A 16,728-nucleotide genomic window follows, 5' to 3' on the forward strand; every position below is an offset into this window, starting at 1 on the left:
TTTTCATTTCAGTGCACGGTACTGGCCTGGATCGCCGTCAACGCGATGGTGTGCACGATGTCATCCACCTGGGCCCCGCGCGGCAGGTCGTTGACCGGCTTGCGCAGCCCTTGCAGCATTGGCCCGAGGCTCACGCAGTCGGCACTGCGCTGCACCGCTTTATGGGTGGTGTTGCCGGTGTTCAGGTCGGGGAACACGAACACCGTGGCGCGTCCGGCCACCGGGCTTGCCGGTGCCAACTGGCGGGCGATTTCGGGGTTGGCGGCGGCGTCATACTGCAACGGGCCGTCGATCAGCAGGTCGTGCTCGGCCTGCTGCGCCAGCCGCGTGGCCTCGCGAACTTTTTCCACTTCCTCGTCACTGGCGGCCGAGTCGCTGGAGTAGCTGAGCATCGCCACCCGTGGCGCGATACCGAACGACTCGGCAGACTCGGCGCTCTGCCGGGCAATTTCGGCCAGTTCGGCGGCGCTGGGGTGCGGATTCATCACGCAGTCGCCATACACCAGCACCTGGTCCGGGAACAGCATGAAGAACACCGACGACACCAGGCTTGCACCCGGCGCGGTCTTGATCAGCTGCAAGGCCGGGCGGATGGTGTTGGCGGTCGAATGCACCAGGCCCGAGACCAGGCCGTCGACCTCACCCAGGGCCAGCATCATGGTCGCGATCACCACCGGGTCTTCCAGCTGCTGCTCGGCCATCGGCGCGTTGAGGTTCTTGCTCTTGCGCAAATCGACCATCGGTTCGACGTAGCGGGCACGGATCAGGTCGGGGTCGAGCACTTCCAGATCGGGCGGCAGGCTGATGCCCTGGGCACGTGCTACGGCTTGTACCGCTTCGGGCTTGGCCAGCAGCACGCAGCGGGCAATACCGCGCGCCTGGCACAGGGCGGCGGCCTGCACCAGCAAGGGCTCGGCGCCTTCGGGCAGGACGATGCGCTTGTTGGCCTGCTGGGCACGCTGAATCAGTTGGTAGCGGAACACCGCCGGCGACAGGCGCAGCTCGCGCGGCGTGCCGCAGCGCTGGTGCAGCCAGGCGGCATCGAGCTGGCTGGCGACGAAGTCGGTGATGAACTCGGCGCGCTCGCGGTCGTCCACCGGGATCTCGCGGTTCAGCGAGTTGAGCTGATTGGCGGTGTCATAGGAGCCCGTGCTGACCGACAGGATCGGCAGGCCGGCCTGCAGTGCCCCGCGGCACAGCTCCAGGATGCGTGGGTCGGGCTTGCTGTCGCTGGTCAGCAACAGGCCGGCCAAAGGCACGCCATTGATCGCCGCCAGGCTCACGGCGAGGATGATGTCGTCGCGATCGCCCGGCGTCACCACCAGGGTGCCCGAGGTGAGCAGCGGCACGGTGTTGGCCACGGTGCGGGCGCAGATGATGATCTTGTTCATGCGCCGCTGGTCGTAGTCACCGGCGTTGAGCACCTGGGCGCCGAGCAGCTCGGCGACGTCGCGGGTGCGCGGCGCATTGAGGTCGGGCTGGTAGGGGATGCAACCGAGCAGGCGGAAATCGTTGCCGCGCAACAGCGGCGAGTGCTCGCGCAGCCGCGTGGCGAAGTCGGCCATGCTTTCGTCGGTGCGCACCTTGTTGAGGATCACCCCGAGCACCTTCGGGTCGCGCGGGCCACCGTACAACTGGGCCTGCAGTTCGACGCGCCCGGACAGCTCGCTGAGCACCTCGTTCTCGGGCGCCGACACCAGGATCACCTCGGCATCCAGGCTCTTGGCCAGGTGCAGGTTGACCCGGGCCGCGTAGCTGGCGTGGCGGGTCGGAACCATGCCTTCGACCACCACCACGTCCTTGCCCACACACGCTTGCTGGTAAAGGCGAATGATCTCTTCGAGCAGTTCGTCCAGTTGGCCGTCCCCCAGCATGCGCTCCACATGGCCGAGGCTCAGTGGCAGGGGCGGCTTGATGCCATGGGTGCGGGCAACCAGCTCGGTGGAGCGCTCCGGGCCGGTGTCGCCGGGATGCGGCTGGGCGATCGGCTTGAAGAAGCCGACCTTGAGCCCGGCGCGTTCAAGGGTACGGATCAGGCCCAGGCTGATGGAGGTGAGGCCGACACCGAAGTCGGTCGGCGCAATGAAAAAAGTCTGCATGCGTGCTTCTCGAAATAAGCGGTGCAAGGAAATCAACGGCCAAGGGTATCGCTAACCGCACCCTGGGCGCACCAGCCACAGTGGAATACCTGGCCGATGCGGCGTTCGCGCTCGCTGGGCTCGAGCACCCAGGGCCGCGCCTGCCAGGGTGGCTGGTGACGCAAGTGCTGGGTGTGGCCGCAGGACAGCTCGACCACCCAGTGGCCTTCCTCGTCCTGATGGAAGCCGCTGATCAGACTGACGGGCCTCCCTTCGTCCATGGTCGGTTCGCAATCGGACGATGCCTTGGTTACACTTCCCCGCTCTACATTCTTTTGCAAAAGGTCCTGCCCCATGCTGATCGCCGCCAACAAGGCTGTCTCCATCGACTATACCCTGACCAACGACGCCGGTGAGACCATCGACAGCTCTGCCGGCGGTGCGCCGCTGGTGTACCTGCACGGTGCCGGCAACATCATCCCGGGCCTGGAAAAAGCCCTGGAAGGCAAGCAGGCCGGTGACGAGCTGACCGTTGCCATCGAACCCGAAGAAGCCTACGGCGAATACTCGGCCGAACTGGTCAGCACCCTGAGCAGCAGCCTGTTCGAAGGCGTCGACCAACTGGAAGTCGGCATGCAGTTCCACGCTTCGGCGCCGGACGGCCAGATGCAGATCGTCACCATCCGCGACATCGACGGCGACGACGTGACCGTCGACGGCAACCACCCGCTGGCCGGCCAGCGCCTGAACTTCCAGGTCAAGGTTGTTGACGTGCGTGACGCCAGCGAAGAAGAAATCGCTCACCGTCACATCCACGGTGAAGGTGGCCATCACCACTGATTTTCTGCGCTAAGCTCAGAGAGTCGCCAGGCGCTCGGGCAAGCCGGACATCCTCAGGGAGTGGACGGTTTGGCTGCGCGCCTTTTTAGTGGGCGCAATTCGCCCCAGCGACAACCGGGAACCTGAGAGGGGATCAACATGAGTGTATTTCACGACCTGACGTTGAAGGCGCTGAACGGCGAAGACCTGCCCCTTGCCCCATTCAAGGGCCAGGTGGTGCTGGTGGTCAATGTCGCCTCCAAGTGTGGTCTCACGCCGCAATATGCGTCGCTGGAGAAACTCCAGCAGCAGTTCAAGGGCAAGGGTTTCAACGTGCTGGGGCTGCCGTGCAACCAGTTTGCCGGCCAGGAGCCAGGCAGCGCGGATGAGATCCAGGCGTTCTGCAGCCGCAACTATGGCGTGAGCTTCCCGCTGAGCGAGAAGCTCGACGTCAATGGCTCGGAGCGGCATGCCCTGTACCGGCTGCTGGCCGGCGAGGGTGCCGAGTTTCCTGGTGATATCACCTGGAATTTCGAGAAGTTCCTGGTGGGCAAGGATGGTCGCGTGCTGGCGCGTTTCGCGCCACGTACCGCGCCGGACGATCCGACCGTGGTGCAGGCGATCGAGAAGGCCTTGGCGTGATTTGCACCCTGTGGGAGCGGCTTTAGCCGCGAAGCAGGCAACGCGCTGCATTGCACCGGCTATGCCGGTGTTCGCGGCTAAAGCCGCTCCCACAGGTTCGCGCGAATCAGCAAGCGCTGTGCAGTTCTGTGAGGTCTCAGCCTGCCCCGCGCTCATCTGGGATACCTGCCAATCACCCCGATCAATAATGCTGTGCCCACCCCCCCGCTACCCCTAAGCTCAGGCGCATTTCCTCACCCGTCGGGAGCGCCGCATGTCCAGCAACCCTCTGTTCCAGCCTTTCACCCTTGGCACCCTCGACCTGCCGACCCGTGTGGTCATGGCACCGATGACCCGTACCTTCTGCCCCGGTGGCGTACCCCATGACGGCGTGGTCGAGTACTACCGCCGCCGTGCGGCTGCCGGTGTCGGCCTGATCATCACCGAAGGCACCACGGTTGGCCATAAAGCCGCCAACGGCTATCCCAACGTTCCACGCTTCCATGGCGAAGATGCGCTGGCCGGCTGGAAACGCGTGGTCGAAGCCGTGCATGCCGAAGGCGGGCGGATCGTGCCGCAGCTGTGGCATGTGGGCAGTGTGCGCCGGCTGGGCACCGAGCCGGATGCCAGCGTGCCGGGCCATGGCCCGAGCGGCAAGGACAAGGACGGCAAGATCGTGGTCCATGGCATGAGCCATGACGACATCCGCGAGGTGATTGCCGCCTTCGCCCAGGCTGCCCGTGATGCCCAGGCCATCGGCATGGACGGTGTCGAGATCCACGGCGCCCATGGTTACCTGATCGATCAGTTCTTCTGGGAAGCCAGCAACCGCCGCGATGACCAATATGGCGGTGACCTGGCCGGGCGCTCACGCTTTGCCATCGAACTGATCCAGGCCGTGCGAGCTGCGGTGGGGCCGGACTTCCCGATCATCTTCCGCTTCTCCCAGTGGAAGCAGCAGGACTACAACGCGCGCCTGGTGCAAACCCCGCAGGCTCTGGCGGCGTTCCTCAAGCCGCTGTCCGAGGCGGGTGTGGATATCTTCCATTGTTCTACCCGGCGTTTCTGGGAGCCGGAGTTCGACGGCAGCGAGCTGAACCTGGCTGGCTGGACCCGCCAGCTCACCGGCAAACCGACCATCACCGTGGGCAGTGTCGGCCTGGACGGCGAGTTCCTGCAGTTCATGGTCGATACCGACAAGGTGGCCAAACCGGCCAGCCTCGAAGGGCTACTGCGCAGGTTGCAGGCCGAGGAATTCGACCTGGTGGCCGTGGGCCGCGCCCTGCTGGTAGATGCGCAGTGGGCGCAGAAAGTGCGTGACGGGCGTGAGGCTGACGTGCTGCCGTTCAGCCGCGAGGCGCTGACGACCCTGGCTTGATCGCCACGACATGGGCTGGCGCCTGCTCGCTCACATGCGCGCCAGCACGGCAGGCGTCGCGCAGGTACCCTTCGAACTGCTCGACGATCGCCGGCCAGCCCTGGCGGCTGGCATGCTGGCGGGCGTTGAGGCGCACCCTGCGCAAGGTTTCGTTTTCTTCCAGCAGCCAGCAGGCGGCGTCGATGAACGCTGCCTGGTCACCCGGCATGGCCAGGGCGCCGCTGTGGCCATGGCGGATATGCTGGGCGGCGGCGGCCTCATCGTAGGCAACCACTGCCAACCCCGAGGCCATTGCCTCGAGCACCACGTTGCCAAAGGTCTCGGTCAGGCTCGGGAACAGGAACAGATCGCCACTGGCGTAATGTTCGGCCAACTGCTCGCCGCGTTGTACACCGCAGAACAGGGCATCCGGCAACTGCTGCTCAAGGCTGGCGCGCTGCGGCCCATCACCCACCATGATCAGGCGCAGCCGGCGCTGTGGATAACGTGCTTGCAGGGTGTCCAGGGCAGGGCGCAGCAGGGCGAGATTTTTTTCCGCAGCCAGGCGCCCGACATGCACCACGGCAATGTCATCGGCCGCCAACCCCCACTGTTCACGCAGGGCCTGGCTGCGCCGCGCCGGGTTGAACAGGCAGGCATCGACACCCCGGGCCATCAGGCCGAGGTTTTCGAAGCCGCGTCGCTCCAGGGCCAGGCGCTGGCTGGCGCTGGGTACCAGGGTGATGGCGGTGCGCCGGTGGAACCAGCGCAGGTAGTGGGTGAGCAGCCGCGTCAGCAGGCCCAGGCCATACTGGCCCGAGTACTGTGGGAAGTTGGTATGAAAGCCGCTGACCACCGAAATACCCAGGCGCCGGGCCGCGCGCAGGGCGCTCAGGCCCAGCGGGCCCTCGGTGGCGATGTACAGCACGTCCGGGCGCTGGCGGCGCCAGCGCCGCAGCAACTTGTGCATCGACACTTCACCCCACTGCAGCCCAGGGTAGCCCGGCAATGGCCAGCCCCGGCACAGCAGCAGTTCACCCTCCGTATCGGGCACGCTGTCGGCCGCCTGGCGCGGGCGGATCACCTCAACCTGATGGCCCCGCTGGCGCAGCCCGGCATCGAGGCGGCCAAGGGTATTGGCCACACCGTTTATCTCCGGTGGGAAGGTTTCGCTGACCAGGGTGATGCGCAGGGACGGTGTATTCATGTGCAAAAGTTTCCGTCGCACCCGTTGCGGGTATGTGACGGCTTTGTGACGTCTGGATGACGCCTGATTTTCGGCGCCTTGCGCAGATGAATTATTGCCATCAACCGCTCAAGAATCCCTGGGGCGCAGCCGATGAAGATGCATTCGACTATGGTGTGCGCTCTGGGAGAGCGGTGATGTTCAACAGCAAACTGAAGCAAGAAATCCAGCAGCTGCGCGAAGAGCTGATGTCCATCGAGCAGGTCAAGAACAGCCTCGACAGCGAAATGCTGGTGCTCCAGCTCGACCCCCAGGGGCGCATCGAGACGGTCAACGGCAACTTCGAGACCGAGATGCTCTACCGTGCCGAGCAACTGATCGGGCGCAACATCGAAGACATCGTGCCGGCCCACGTCAAGAAGCTCGATTTCTACCAGCGCATGAAAACCGCAATCACCCGTGGCGAGCATCTGAACGGCGCATTCCGCCTGCTGCGCGGCAACGGTGAAGAAGCCTGGCTGCGCTCGATCCTGCAGCCGGTGAAGAACAGTGGCGGGCAGATCAAGTACTTCACCCTGCATTCCAGCGACCTGACCCGCACCATCGAAACGTCGCGTGAACATGAAAGCCTGATCAAGGCGTTGATGCGCTCCACCGCCGTGATCGAATTCAACCTCGATGGCCAGGTGCTGACCGCCAACGATCGGTTCCTGCAGGGCATGGGTTACAGCCTGGAGCAGGTGCGTGGCAAGCATCACCGCATGTTCTGCGATCCGGAAGAGGCAAACTCGCCGGAGTACAAGGCATTCTGGGAAAAGTTGCGCCGCGGCGAATTCGTTGCCGAGCGCTTCAAGCGCGTCGACGCCCATGGCCGCACGGTGTGGCTGGAAGCCTCGTACAACCCGATCATCGATGCCCACGACGTGCTCTACAAGGTGGTCAAGTTCGCCACGGTGATCACCGACCAGGTCAACCAGGAGCTGGCGGTGGCCCAGGCTGCGGACATCGCCTACAACACCTCGCTGGAAACCGACAGCTGCGCGCGCAAGGCCACCGACGTGGTTACCCAGACCGTGGACGTGATGCGCGGGCTGGAAGGCTCGATGCAAGATGCCGCCGACGGCATCCAGGCGCTGGACAAGCAGTCCAAGGTGATTGGCGCGATCATCAAGACCATCAGCGACATCGCCGGCCAGACCAACCTGCTGGCGCTCAACGCGGCCATCGAGGCCGCCCGCGCTGGCGAGCAAGGCCGTGGCTTTGCCGTGGTTGCCGACGAAGTGCGCCAGCTGGCTTCGCGTACCAGCAGCGCCACCGAAGAAATCGCCAAGGTGGTGCAGCAGAACGAGCAACTGGCCCAGGCGGCGGTGGACATCATCGACACCAGCAAGCGCCAGGCCGAACAAGGCCTGGCCCTGGCAGCCGATACCGGCGGGGTGATCGTGGAGATCCAGGAAGGCGCGAAGAAGGTGGTGGATGCGGTGGGGCAGTTTTCCAGCCAGTTGAGTCACTGATCCATTCGCATGACCTGCGCTGGCCTCATCGCCGGCAAGCCGGCTCCCACATGGATCGCGTCGTACCTGTGGGAGCCGGCATGCCGGCGATGAGGCCATTGCAAGCAACACAAGACAGTTATGCCCTCACGCGCTTAGTTGCGCTCCCGCACCCAGAACAACGTAGCCCCGGCCACCGCCGCCGGCATCATCACCACGTTGACCACAGGGATCATCAGCGCCAGGTAGGTGATGCCGCCAAAGCCCAGCGATTGCCAGCGCTTCTGGCGCAGCCAGGCCAGCATGTCCTGCCAGCTCATCTTGTTGTTGTCCGCCGGGTAGTCGATGTACTGGATGGCCATCATCCACACGCCGAACACCAGCCACAGCGGCGCGGCGATCACGTTGACCACCGGGATGAACGACAGGATGAACAGGCCGATGGCGCGTGGCAGGAAGTAACCGAGCTTGCGCATTTCACGGCCGAAGGTGCGTGGCACCATCGCGATCAGCTCGCCCCAGCTGAATGCCGGGAAGTTGTCCTGGCCGCGCACCACCACTTCGACTTTCTCGGCGAGGAAGCCATTGAACGGCGCGGCGATGACGTTGGCCAGCATGGTGAAGGTGAAGAACACCATCAACAACACCAGGGCAACGAACAGCGGCCAGAGAATGTAGGAAAGAAAGCTCAGCCAGTCGGGCAGGCTGGGCATCAGTGCATCGACCCACAGGCTGAACTCGTGGCCGGCGAACCAGATCAGCCCGCCGAACAGCAGCAGGTTGACCGCCAGGGGCAACAGCACGAACAGCCGCAGGCTCGGGCTGAGGATCAGTTTCAGGCCTTCGCGCAGGTATTGCGGGCCAGAAAGGACGGGGGCTTGCATCGGAACGCTCCGCAGAAGGAAAACGCGCTGACCTTACCGAGTTTGCTGTTTCGACGAAAGGCGCCAGCTGCCTGCGAAACGGTCTGTAACAAAGCGTATGGACAATCCCTATCGGTTTTCTCCTTGGATAGAGACTCTCTATAAGGTGGATTGTCGAAGGATATTTCCTTAATCTCTGCGGCCTCGCTACAGTGCGCTCAACTTTTCGTTTTAGGACCGACGCGTTGTAGCACTTCCCCAAGTGCTGCGTGGGTCCCTTTTAATTCCAGCTGGCACAGCCGGCATCCCGATGCCGGCCCGCTGCGGCCCGCTCGACAGGAGTTCGACATGTCTGAAGTACGTCATTCGCGCGTCATCATTCTGGGTTCCGGCCCTGCCGGTTACAGCGCCGCGGTGTATGCCGCCCGCGCCAACCTCAAGCCGCTGCTGATCACCGGCATGCAGGCCGGCGGCCAGCTGACCACCACCACCGAAGTCGACAACTGGCCGGGCGACCCCCACGGCCTGACCGGCCCGGCCCTGATGCAGCGCATGCAGGAACACGCCGAGCGTTTCGAGACCGAGATCGTCTTCGACCACATCAATGCCGTCGACCTGGCCAACAAGCCGTTCACCCTGCGTGGCGACAGCGGCACCTACACCTGCGACGCACTGATCGTCGCCACCGGTGCCAGCGCCCGCTACCTGGGCCTGCCGTCGGAAGAAACCTTCATGGGCAAAGGTGTTTCGGCCTGCGCTACCTGCGACGGTTTCTTCTACCGCAACAAGCCGGTTGCCGTGGTCGGTGGCGGCAACACTGCCGTGGAAGAGGCGCTGTACCTGGCCAACATCGCCAGCAAGGTCACCCTGGTGCACCGCCGCGATACTTTCCGCGCCGAGAAGATCCTGATCGACAAGCTGCACGCCCGCGTGGCCGAAGGCAAGATCGAGCTCAAGCTCAACGCCACCCTGGACGAAGTACTGGGCGACAACATGGGCGTGACCGGTGCGCGCCTGAAGAACAACGACGGCAGCTTTGACGAGATCAAGGTCGACGGCGTGTTCATCGCCATTGGCCACACCCCGAACACCTCGCTGTTCGAAGGCCAGCTGACCCTGAAGGACGGCTACCTGGTGGTGCACGGCGGCCGTGAAGGCAACGCCACCGCCACCAACGTAGAAGGCGTGTTCGCCGCTGGCGACGTGGCCGACCACGTCTACCGCCAGGCCATCACCTCGGCCGGTGCCGGCTGCATGGCCGCACTGGACGTCGAGCGCTACCTGGACGGCCTGGCCAACGCCGCGCACTGATGCTTCAGGGGCTGCCTTGCAGCCCTTTCGCCGGCAAGCCGGCTCCCACAGAAGCAGCGCATGGCTTGTATTTGATGCGGTCGGGGTGGGAGCCGGCTTGCCGGCGATGAAGTCAGCACCGATCCAGAAATGAAAAAACCGGCCTTTTGGCCGGTTTTTTTGTGCCTGTGGAAAACCTTACAGGCTCAGGCGCATCGACAGGTCCACCGCCTTCACATCCTTGGTCATGGCACCAATGGAGATGTAGTCCACACCGGTCTCGGCGATCACCCGCAGGGTGGTCTCGTTGACCCCACCGCTGGCCTCGAGCTTGGCCTTGCCGGCGTTGATGCGCACCGCCTCGCGCATTTCATCCAGGGTCAGTTCGTCGAGCATGACGATATCGGCCCCGGCCGCCAGTGCCTGGCGCAGCTCGTCCAGGCTTTCCACTTCGATTTCCACAGGCTTCCCCGGGGCGATGCGGTGCGCCGCAGCCACGGCCTGGGCCACGCCGCCACTGGCAGCTATATGGTTTTCCTTGATCAGGAAGGCGTCGTACAGGCCGATGCGGTGGTTGTGGCAGCCACCGCAGGTGACCGCGTACTTCTGCGCCAGGCGCAGGCCCGGCAGGGTCTTGCGGGTGTCGAGCAGGCGCACCTGGGTGCCCTCTACCAGGTCGGCGAGCAAGCGTGCGCGGGTGGCCACGCCCGAGAGCATCTGCAAAAAATTCAGCGCCGAGCGCTCACCGCTGAGCAGCGAGCGTGCCGGGCCTTCGAGGTGAAACAGCACCTGGTTGGCGCTGGCCCGCTCGCCGTCCGCCACCTGCCAGTGCACTGCCACCCGTGGGTCGAGCTGGCGGAACACCGCATCCCCCCAGGCCGTGCCGGCAACCACGCAATCTTCGCGGGTGATGATGGTCGCCTTGGCCAGGCGCTCGGCCGGGATCAGCTGGGCGGTGATGTCGCCGCTGCCGATGTCTTCGAGCAGCGCGCGGCGCACGTTGGCTTCGATTTCGGCGGTCAGGTCGGCGAGGCGTAGGTTCGGCATGGTCGGCTCCACAAGCTAGATGGCGGCGATTATAGGGCAGGGGGGCGGTGTGTACAGCAGCGCGGACGATGACCGTTGGTCGGGCTCTGTGAGTGATTGCGGTAAAGCACGGTCTGTTGAGTCGTGCGAAAGGCACGCTGGCAGCTGTAATGATTTTCACAGATAATGGCGCCTTGTATTTGGCGTCATAGCTTTGACGATTTTTGCGCGGTCGAGTACGCAACATCCATCAAGGAGTCCGGGATGCATGAAGAAGGCAAGGTGGTGCCCCTGGCGGCCGCCATCGATCGAGGTGCGCAAACGCCCTCGCCCTGCCTTCCGTTGTTGCTCCTGCAAGTGCGCGACAAGGCTGCGCTTCAGCTGCGCCAGGGCCTTCAGGCATTGTTCGACAACGCCGACGACACCCTGTTCGAGATGGCCGACAAAGCCCGCGACCGTCTTGATCAGAATCTGCACTTCGAGGCCATGCGTGACTTGCGCCTCAAGCGCAAGAGCATTGAGCGCGGCTTCCTCGACACCTTCTACCAAGCCTTCGCCCTGATCGGTCAGGCCGATGTCATGGCAGCGCCGGCGCATTCCGCCGGGGTGCAGGCGATGGTCGACCGTGTGCTGTCGCGCGACGGTTTCGACTTGCGGCAACTGAACCTGCGCTGCGCCGCCTTGCTCGAGCAGGGCCTGGACCCGGCCTGCAACCCGCTGGGGCCTGGCAGCCTGTGTGGCTACTTCCTCACGGCGGGGCGCAACCTGGGCGTGGGGCCTGAGGTCAAGCAGGTCCTGCTTAAACTGTTCGAGCGCTATGTGTTGCGCGACCTCGATCTGCTCTATGGCGAGGCCAACCAGTTGCTCGTCGCCGCAGGCGTATTGCCTGACCTGGCGCCCGCGCCACGCCGTCGCGCCGACGATCGGCGCAATATTCCCCGTAGGGTGGCGGCCAGCCCCGCGCAGGCGAGGGACGCCGGGGTCGACGTTGCCGGCCAGGCGTTCTTCGCCTCCCTGCAAGCCCTGCTGGCCCCTGTTCGCGGGCGTATCGCGCCGCGCCTGCAGGCGGCCACCGACGCACAGCCGATCAGCACCGGCGACCTGCTGCGCCTTCTGACTCACCTGCAGCATTACGTTCCGGGCCCCGGCGAAGCAGACGACTTCGACCTGGGCCTGCAGCTCGAACAGCTGGTATTGCGGGTCAGCGTGCGCAGCGGCACACGCCGCTATATCGCCACCAGCGACGAAGACCTGATCAACCTGTTCGGCCTGCTGTTCACCTTCATCGACACTGACCACAACCTGCCAGCGAGTGTGCGCGCGCTGGTCGGTCGGCTGCATATCCCGCTGCTCAAGGTTGCCCTGATCGACAAAGGCCTGTTCAGCCGCGCCAGCCACCCGGCACGCCGCCTGCTCAACGAGATCGCCGCCGTGGCCATCGGCTGGGAGGCCGACGGCGAGGGCCTGCACCGGCGCGTTGAGCGCATCGTCCAGCGGCTGCTCAAGGACTTCGCCGAAGACTGCCAGCTGTTCGACGAACTGCTCGACGAGTTTCTCGCCTTCAGCCAGGACGAACGGCGGCGCAACGAACTGCTCGAGCAACGTACCCGCGACGCCGAGGAAGGACGCGCGCGGGCGTTGCAGGCCAACCTGCGGGTACAGCAGGCACTCAACCTGCGCCTGCGTGGCCGGGTGTTGCCGCAGGTGGTGGTGCAGATGCTGGAGCAGGCCTGGAGCCAGGTGCTGCTGCTGGCCTGGCTGAAGCATGGCGAAGCGTCTGCGCCCTGGCGCGATGGCCTGGCGACGGTCGACCAGTTGCTGGCCAGCATTGCCCCGCAACTGGAACCTGCGCAGTTGCTGGAGCAGTTGCCCGGCCTGCTCAAAGCGTTGCGCGAGGGGCTGGCTGGCGTGGCGTTGGACGCAGCGGCCACCCGTGATTTCTTCCAGCACCTGGAGCAGCTGCACCAGCGCGCTTGTGGCGGCCCGTGGGTGCCCGATGTTGCGTTGCAGGAGGTGTGCGTACAGGCCGATATCGTCCTGGTCACTGCCGAGCAAACGCCCCATGGCCCTTGTCTGCACGTCGATGAACACGCGCCCGCGCAGCGCCTGGTGGAGCACTTGCGCATCGGCGCCTGGGTCGAGGTGCTGGACGACGAAGAGCCACTGCGCTGCAAGCTGGTGGCCCGCATCGACGGCAGCGACCGGCTGGTGTTCGCCAACCGTACCGGCATGAAGGTGCGTGAATGGAGCCACGCGGGCCTGGCCCAGGCGCTGTGCCTGGGCCAGGTGCGCACGCTCGAGGACGGGCAGTTGTTCGAGCGCGCACTGGAGGCCGTGCTGGCGCGCCTGCGTGCCGAGCAGGGCATTGGCTGAACAATCATTTACATGCAAGCGCCGCACGTGCGCGGCATACTGAACGCCTGCCCCCGGCGTCATTCAGGATCTGCCCCATGCAATTGGACCATGCGACCGGCTGGTTCTCCGGCGTAAGCCACTGCCCTTCACCGAACTGCAATGCCCGCCCTGACGGCGAGGCGATCTCGCTGCTGGTGATCCACAACATCAGCCTGCCACCGGCCTGCTTCGGCACCGGCAAGGTCCAGCAGTTCTTCCAGAACCGCCTCGACCCGAACGAGCACCCCTATTTCGCCAGCATCAGCCACCTGACCGTGTCGGCGCACCTGTTCGTCGAGCGCGACGGCGCGGTGACCCAGTTCGTCTCGCTGCTCGACCGCGCCTGGCACGCCGGCGTGTCGCGCTTCGAGGACCGTGAAGGCTGCAACGACTTTTCCATCGGTATCGAGCTGGAAGGCACCGACGACTTGCCCTACACCGATGCCCAGTACAGCGCCCTGCGCCAACTCACCCAAGCGATTCGCGCAGCCTGGCCGGTGATCGACCTGCAGCGCATTTGCGGCCATAGCGATATCGCCCCGCAACGCAAGACCGACCCTGGCCCGGCCTTCGACTGGCCGCGCTACCGCGACGCTGTGCAACACAATGAGGACAAGGCATGAGCTTTCTGGTGTTGGTGCTGGCGTTGTGGTTCGAGAAGTTTTCATCGTTGCGCCAACGGTTGCAGCGCGACGGCTTCTACCTTGGCGAACTGGTGCGCCTGGAGCGCAGCGGCAAGGTTCACCCCTGGTGGACCCTGGCCATCCTGATCCTCGCCCCGGTGGCGCTGCTGGCCCTGCTGCTGCATGTGCTGGAGCCGGTAGCCTATGGCCTGCTGGCGCTGCCGGTGCATTTGCTGGTGCTGATCTACAGCCTGGGCCGTGGTGACGTCAAAGCCGCCCTTGGGCCGTTCCGCGACGCCTGGCGCCGTGGCGACGACCAGGCCGCGTTGCACGTGGCCGAGCGCGACCTGGGGCTGGCCGCCGACGATGCCATGAGCCTGATCAAGCGGGCCCAGGGGCATCTGCTGTGGCAGGCCTACCAGAGTTTCTTCGCGGTGATCTTCTGGTACTTCCTGCTCGGCCCGGCGGCGGCGCTGGCCTACCGGTTGCTGGCGCTGACCGGCGAACACAGCCGCCAGCCGGCGCTCAAGACCCTCGCCGAGCAACTGCGCCATGCGCTGGACTGGCTGCCGGTTCGGGTGCTGGCGGTGAGCTTTGCCCTGGTCGGCAACTTCGTCGCAGTCACCCGGGTGATGCTGCACGAACTGCTCGACTGGCATATCAGCGCCGGCCATCTGGTGGCCAAGGTCGGCCGGGTGGCCGACGACATCCCCGAGGAAGAAGACCGCCAGCGCGGGCTGGAGCGGCTGGACAGCCTGTGGGAGCTGCTGCTGCGCAGCGCCGTGCTGTGGTATGCCTGTTTCGCCCTGTGGACGGTGCTGGTCTGACGCAAGGGTTGAGCGCGGGTCGCTTAACCTTAAGTTACAAACCTTGAATTCATTCTGCGTTATACAAAGTGTTTGGCCCTCGATGGCCAAGTGCTACCCCGCAGAACAACAAGAATTCAAGGAGGTGACCTGTGAAGCGTCTGCTCTATCCGGCCATCGCGCTGATGAATCGGCTGAGCTTCGGCATGAAGTTCAGCCTGATCAGCGTCCTGTTCTTCCTGCCCATGCTGGTCACCAGCTTCTATCTGGTACGTGACGCCTATAACCAGTTCCACGCCACCCGCGTCGAACTGCAGGGCCTGGCCCCGCTGGGCGAGAGCCTGGCGTTGCGTGGCGACCTGGAAACCCTCGGCAACCTGCTGCAGATCAACGCCGTGCTCGGCCAGTCGGGCCAGGCCGGTGATGTGGAAGGCCGTATCGCCAGCTTGCAGGACAAGGTCCAGGCCCGGCTCGAGGCGCTCAAGGGCAGCGACCCGGCCCTCGAAGCCAAGCGCGCCGAACTGGCCGACGCCTTCACCCGTGCCCGTGGCGAAACCTCGTTGCAGAACAAGGCCGCGCTGTTCGAAAAACTGCTCGCCCAGGCCCAGGTGCTGGGCAAGCTGGTTGCCAGCCAGTCGGGCCTCAACCAGGACAGCCAAGCCTCGGTGCGCCAGCTCGGCGAGCTGATCGGCAGTGCCACGGCGCAGGTCACCCAGGCCCTTGGCGAAGGGCGGGCGATGGGCTCGGTGGCCTTGGGCCGCGGTTTCATGGACTCCGCCGGCAGCGCCCGTTTCGAAGACCTGCTGCAACGCCTGGAGCGCCTCTCTGCCGACTACGCCATTCGCCTTGACGACGCCCTGGCTGCCGACAATCGCGCCAGGGCAGCGCTGGCGGCCAGTGCCCAGGCCAGCCAGGCCACGGTCAAGCAGGCCGCCAGCCTGTTCGAGGACCAGGTGGTGGTGGCCGAGACCCTGGACGCGCCCTGGGCCGGTTTCTACCAGCAGACCAGCGAGCTGATGGCCCAGACCTACCGCCTCAACGACGCAGTGCTGGCTCATTTGCACGGGCAACTGGAAGACCGCCTCGCCCAGCACCGCGTGCGCATGGTCGCCATGGTCGCCGCGCTGGCCACGGTGTTCGTGCTGATCATCTACCTCTACAGCGGCTTTTACGTGTCCACCCGCGAAACCCTGGGCAAGCTCGGCAGCGCCATGGACAAAGTGGCCGCCGGCGACATGACGGTGAGTTTCCAGGCCAGCAGCCAGGACGAACTGGGCGAGCTGGGCCGTGGCTTCAGCGAGACCGTGCGGCGCATCCGCGGGTTGATCGAACAGGTCGGCCATACGGTGGCCACGGTCGAGGAACAGGCCGGCCAGGTGTTGTCGGTGTCGGCGCGCAGCAACCAGGCGGTTGGCGGCCAGCGCGAGCAGATCGAGCAGGTGGCCACGGCCATGAACCAGATGACCGCCACCGCGCTGGAAGTGGCGCGCAGCGCGGCGCTGGCGGCCGAGGGCGCACAACGGGTCAACCACGAAAGCGCCTCGGGCCGCGACCTGGTCGAAAGCCAGCAGGGCAGCATCGCCCGCCTGGCCGGGGAGATCGACCAGAGCGTGGTGGCGGTCAACCAGCTGGCCGCCGACAGCCAGGCCATCGGCCGGGTACTGGAGGTGATCCGCAGCATTGCCGAGCAGACCAACCTGCTGGCCCTCAACGCCGCCATCGAAGCCGCCCGGGCCGGCGAGCAGGGCCGCGGCTTTGCGGTAGTGGCCGATGAAGTGCGCACACTGGCCAGGCGCACCCAGGATTCCACCGAGGAGATCGCCCAGATGATCGAGCGCCTGCGCGAGGGGGTCGGTGCGGCGGTGCGGGTAATGGGCAGCAGCCACCAGATGGCCGCCGGCACGGTGGACGAGGCGCGCCAGGTGCAGCAGGCGCTGGGCAACATCCTTGGCGCGGTCAGCGGCATCGTCGAGCAGAACCAGCAGATCGCTGCAGCGGTGGAGCAGCAGACCGCCGTGGCCCACGACATCGACCAGAACATCGTGGCGATCAACCGGGCCGCCCAGGACACTACCGAAGGCGCCTGCCAGACCGAGGATGCCAGCCGGGCGTTGTCGGTGCAGGTGGTGGAGTTGAAGCGGTTGATCGGGGCGTTCAGGGTTTAGTGACTGC

General features: G+C 65.2%; 14 protein-coding genes and 2 pseudogenes. 11 read left to right on the forward strand and 5 right to left on the reverse strand.

The window, feature by feature from the left end:
- Positions 1-8: 8 nt before the first annotated feature.
- Complete coding sequence (pta, locus tag ACQ4N9_RS24790) at positions 9-2,099, reverse strand: phosphate acetyltransferase (RefSeq protein WP_390968552.1); 2,091 nt, start codon at positions 2,097-2,099, stop codon at positions 9-11.
- Positions 2,100-2,131: 32 nt separating this feature from the next.
- A complete protein-coding gene (locus ACQ4N9_RS24795; protein ID WP_390968554.1) occupies positions 2,132-2,434 on the reverse strand; it encodes a DUF3565 domain-containing protein in 303 nt (100 codons plus the stop codon).
- On the opposite strand from ACQ4N9_RS24795, the gene ACQ4N9_RS24800 reads away from it, so the two are divergent.
- The 3 genes from ACQ4N9_RS24800 (at position 2,433) to ACQ4N9_RS24810 (ending at position 4,896) form a co-directional block, all read left to right on the forward strand.
- Positions 2,433-2,918: an FKBP-type peptidyl-prolyl cis-trans isomerase gene (locus tag ACQ4N9_RS24800; protein ID WP_125465500.1), complete on the forward strand. Its 486-nt coding sequence runs from the start codon at positions 2,433-2,435 to the stop codon at positions 2,916-2,918. The two genes, ACQ4N9_RS24795 and ACQ4N9_RS24800, sit on opposite strands and share 2 nt — an antisense overlap.
- A gap of 138 nt (positions 2,919-3,056) precedes the next feature.
- The gene (locus ACQ4N9_RS24805) at positions 3,057-3,539 is read left to right on the forward strand and encodes a glutathione peroxidase (protein WP_110994814.1); all 483 of its coding nucleotides are present in this window, start codon (positions 3,057-3,059) and stop codon (positions 3,537-3,539) included.
- 253 nt (positions 3,540-3,792) lie between these two features.
- Positions 3,793-4,896 carry an NADH:flavin oxidoreductase gene (locus ACQ4N9_RS24810; protein ID WP_390968557.1) on the forward strand — a complete coding sequence of 368 codons (1,104 nt, stop codon included), beginning with the start codon at positions 3,793-3,795 and terminating at the stop codon, positions 4,894-4,896.
- Here the strand turns inward: ACQ4N9_RS24810 and ACQ4N9_RS24815 are convergent.
- Positions 4,865-6,082, reverse strand: a complete 1,218-nt coding sequence (locus tag ACQ4N9_RS24815) for a glycosyltransferase family 4 protein (RefSeq protein ID WP_390968559.1) — start codon at positions 6,080-6,082, stop codon at positions 4,865-4,867. The genes ACQ4N9_RS24810 and ACQ4N9_RS24815 overlap by 32 nt on opposite strands.
- Positions 6,083-6,348: 266 nt before the next feature.
- Between ACQ4N9_RS24815 and ACQ4N9_RS24820 the strand changes: the two are divergent.
- Both ACQ4N9_RS24820 and ACQ4N9_RS24825 read left to right on the forward strand, forming a co-directional pair.
- A pseudogene (locus tag ACQ4N9_RS24820) lies at positions 6,349-7,029 on the forward strand (PAS domain-containing protein); the annotation flags it as partial.
- Between the two features lie 135 nt (positions 7,030-7,164).
- Complete coding sequence (locus ACQ4N9_RS24825; RefSeq protein WP_390968699.1) at positions 7,165-7,575, forward strand: methyl-accepting chemotaxis protein; 411 nt, start codon at positions 7,165-7,167, stop codon at positions 7,573-7,575.
- Between the two features lie 134 nt (positions 7,576-7,709).
- On the opposite strand, the gene cysZ is transcribed toward ACQ4N9_RS24825, so the two are convergent.
- On the reverse strand, positions 7,710-8,438 hold the full coding sequence (gene cysZ, locus ACQ4N9_RS24830; RefSeq protein ID WP_390968561.1) for a sulfate transporter CysZ: 729 nt from the start codon (positions 8,436-8,438) through the stop codon (positions 7,710-7,712).
- A gap of 327 nt (positions 8,439-8,765) precedes the next feature.
- Here cysZ and trxB point away from each other — a divergent pair, with 327 nt between their 5' ends.
- On the forward strand, positions 8,766-9,728 hold the full coding sequence (gene trxB, locus ACQ4N9_RS24835; protein WP_028689829.1) for a thioredoxin-disulfide reductase: 963 nt from the start codon (positions 8,766-8,768) through the stop codon (positions 9,726-9,728).
- A 177-nt stretch (positions 9,729-9,905) separates the two neighbouring features.
- Here the strand turns inward: trxB and nadC are convergent, their stop codons facing one another.
- Positions 9,906-10,754, reverse strand: a complete 849-nt coding sequence (gene nadC / locus ACQ4N9_RS24840) for a carboxylating nicotinate-nucleotide diphosphorylase (protein ID WP_390968563.1) — start codon at positions 10,752-10,754, stop codon at positions 9,906-9,908.
- Between the two features lie 243 nt (positions 10,755-10,997).
- Between nadC and ACQ4N9_RS24845 the strand changes: the two genes are divergently transcribed.
- The 5 genes and pseudogenes from ACQ4N9_RS24845 (at position 10,998) to ACQ4N9_RS24865 (ending at position 16,721) form a co-directional block, all read left to right on the forward strand.
- On the forward strand, positions 10,998-13,106 hold the full coding sequence (locus ACQ4N9_RS24845; protein WP_390968565.1) for a DUF1631 domain-containing protein: 2,109 nt from the start codon (positions 10,998-11,000) through the stop codon (positions 13,104-13,106).
- 77 nt (positions 13,107-13,183) lie between these two features.
- The gene (gene ampD, locus ACQ4N9_RS24850) at positions 13,184-13,750 is read left to right on the forward strand and encodes a 1,6-anhydro-N-acetylmuramyl-L-alanine amidase AmpD (RefSeq protein WP_390968567.1); all 567 of its coding nucleotides are present in this window, start codon (positions 13,184-13,186) and stop codon (positions 13,748-13,750) included.
- On the forward strand, positions 13,747-14,577 hold the full coding sequence (gene ampE / locus ACQ4N9_RS24855; RefSeq protein WP_390968569.1) for a regulatory signaling modulator protein AmpE: 831 nt from the start codon (positions 13,747-13,749) through the stop codon (positions 14,575-14,577). The genes ampD and ampE overlap by 4 nt, the downstream gene beginning before the upstream one ends.
- 1,091 nt (positions 14,578-15,668) lie before the next feature.
- A pseudogene (locus ACQ4N9_RS24860) lies at positions 15,669-15,863 on the forward strand (HAMP domain-containing protein); the annotation flags it as partial.
- 153 nt (positions 15,864-16,016) lie between these two features.
- Complete coding sequence (locus ACQ4N9_RS24865; RefSeq protein WP_390968701.1) at positions 16,017-16,721, forward strand: methyl-accepting chemotaxis protein; 705 nt, start codon at positions 16,017-16,019, stop codon at positions 16,719-16,721.
- Positions 16,722-16,728: the final 7 nt, after the last annotated feature.

This window comes from Pseudomonas sp. ES1 (genome assembly GCF_050586605.1).
GTDB lineage: Bacteria > Pseudomonadota > Gammaproteobacteria > Pseudomonadales > Pseudomonadaceae > Aquipseudomonas > Aquipseudomonas sichuanensis.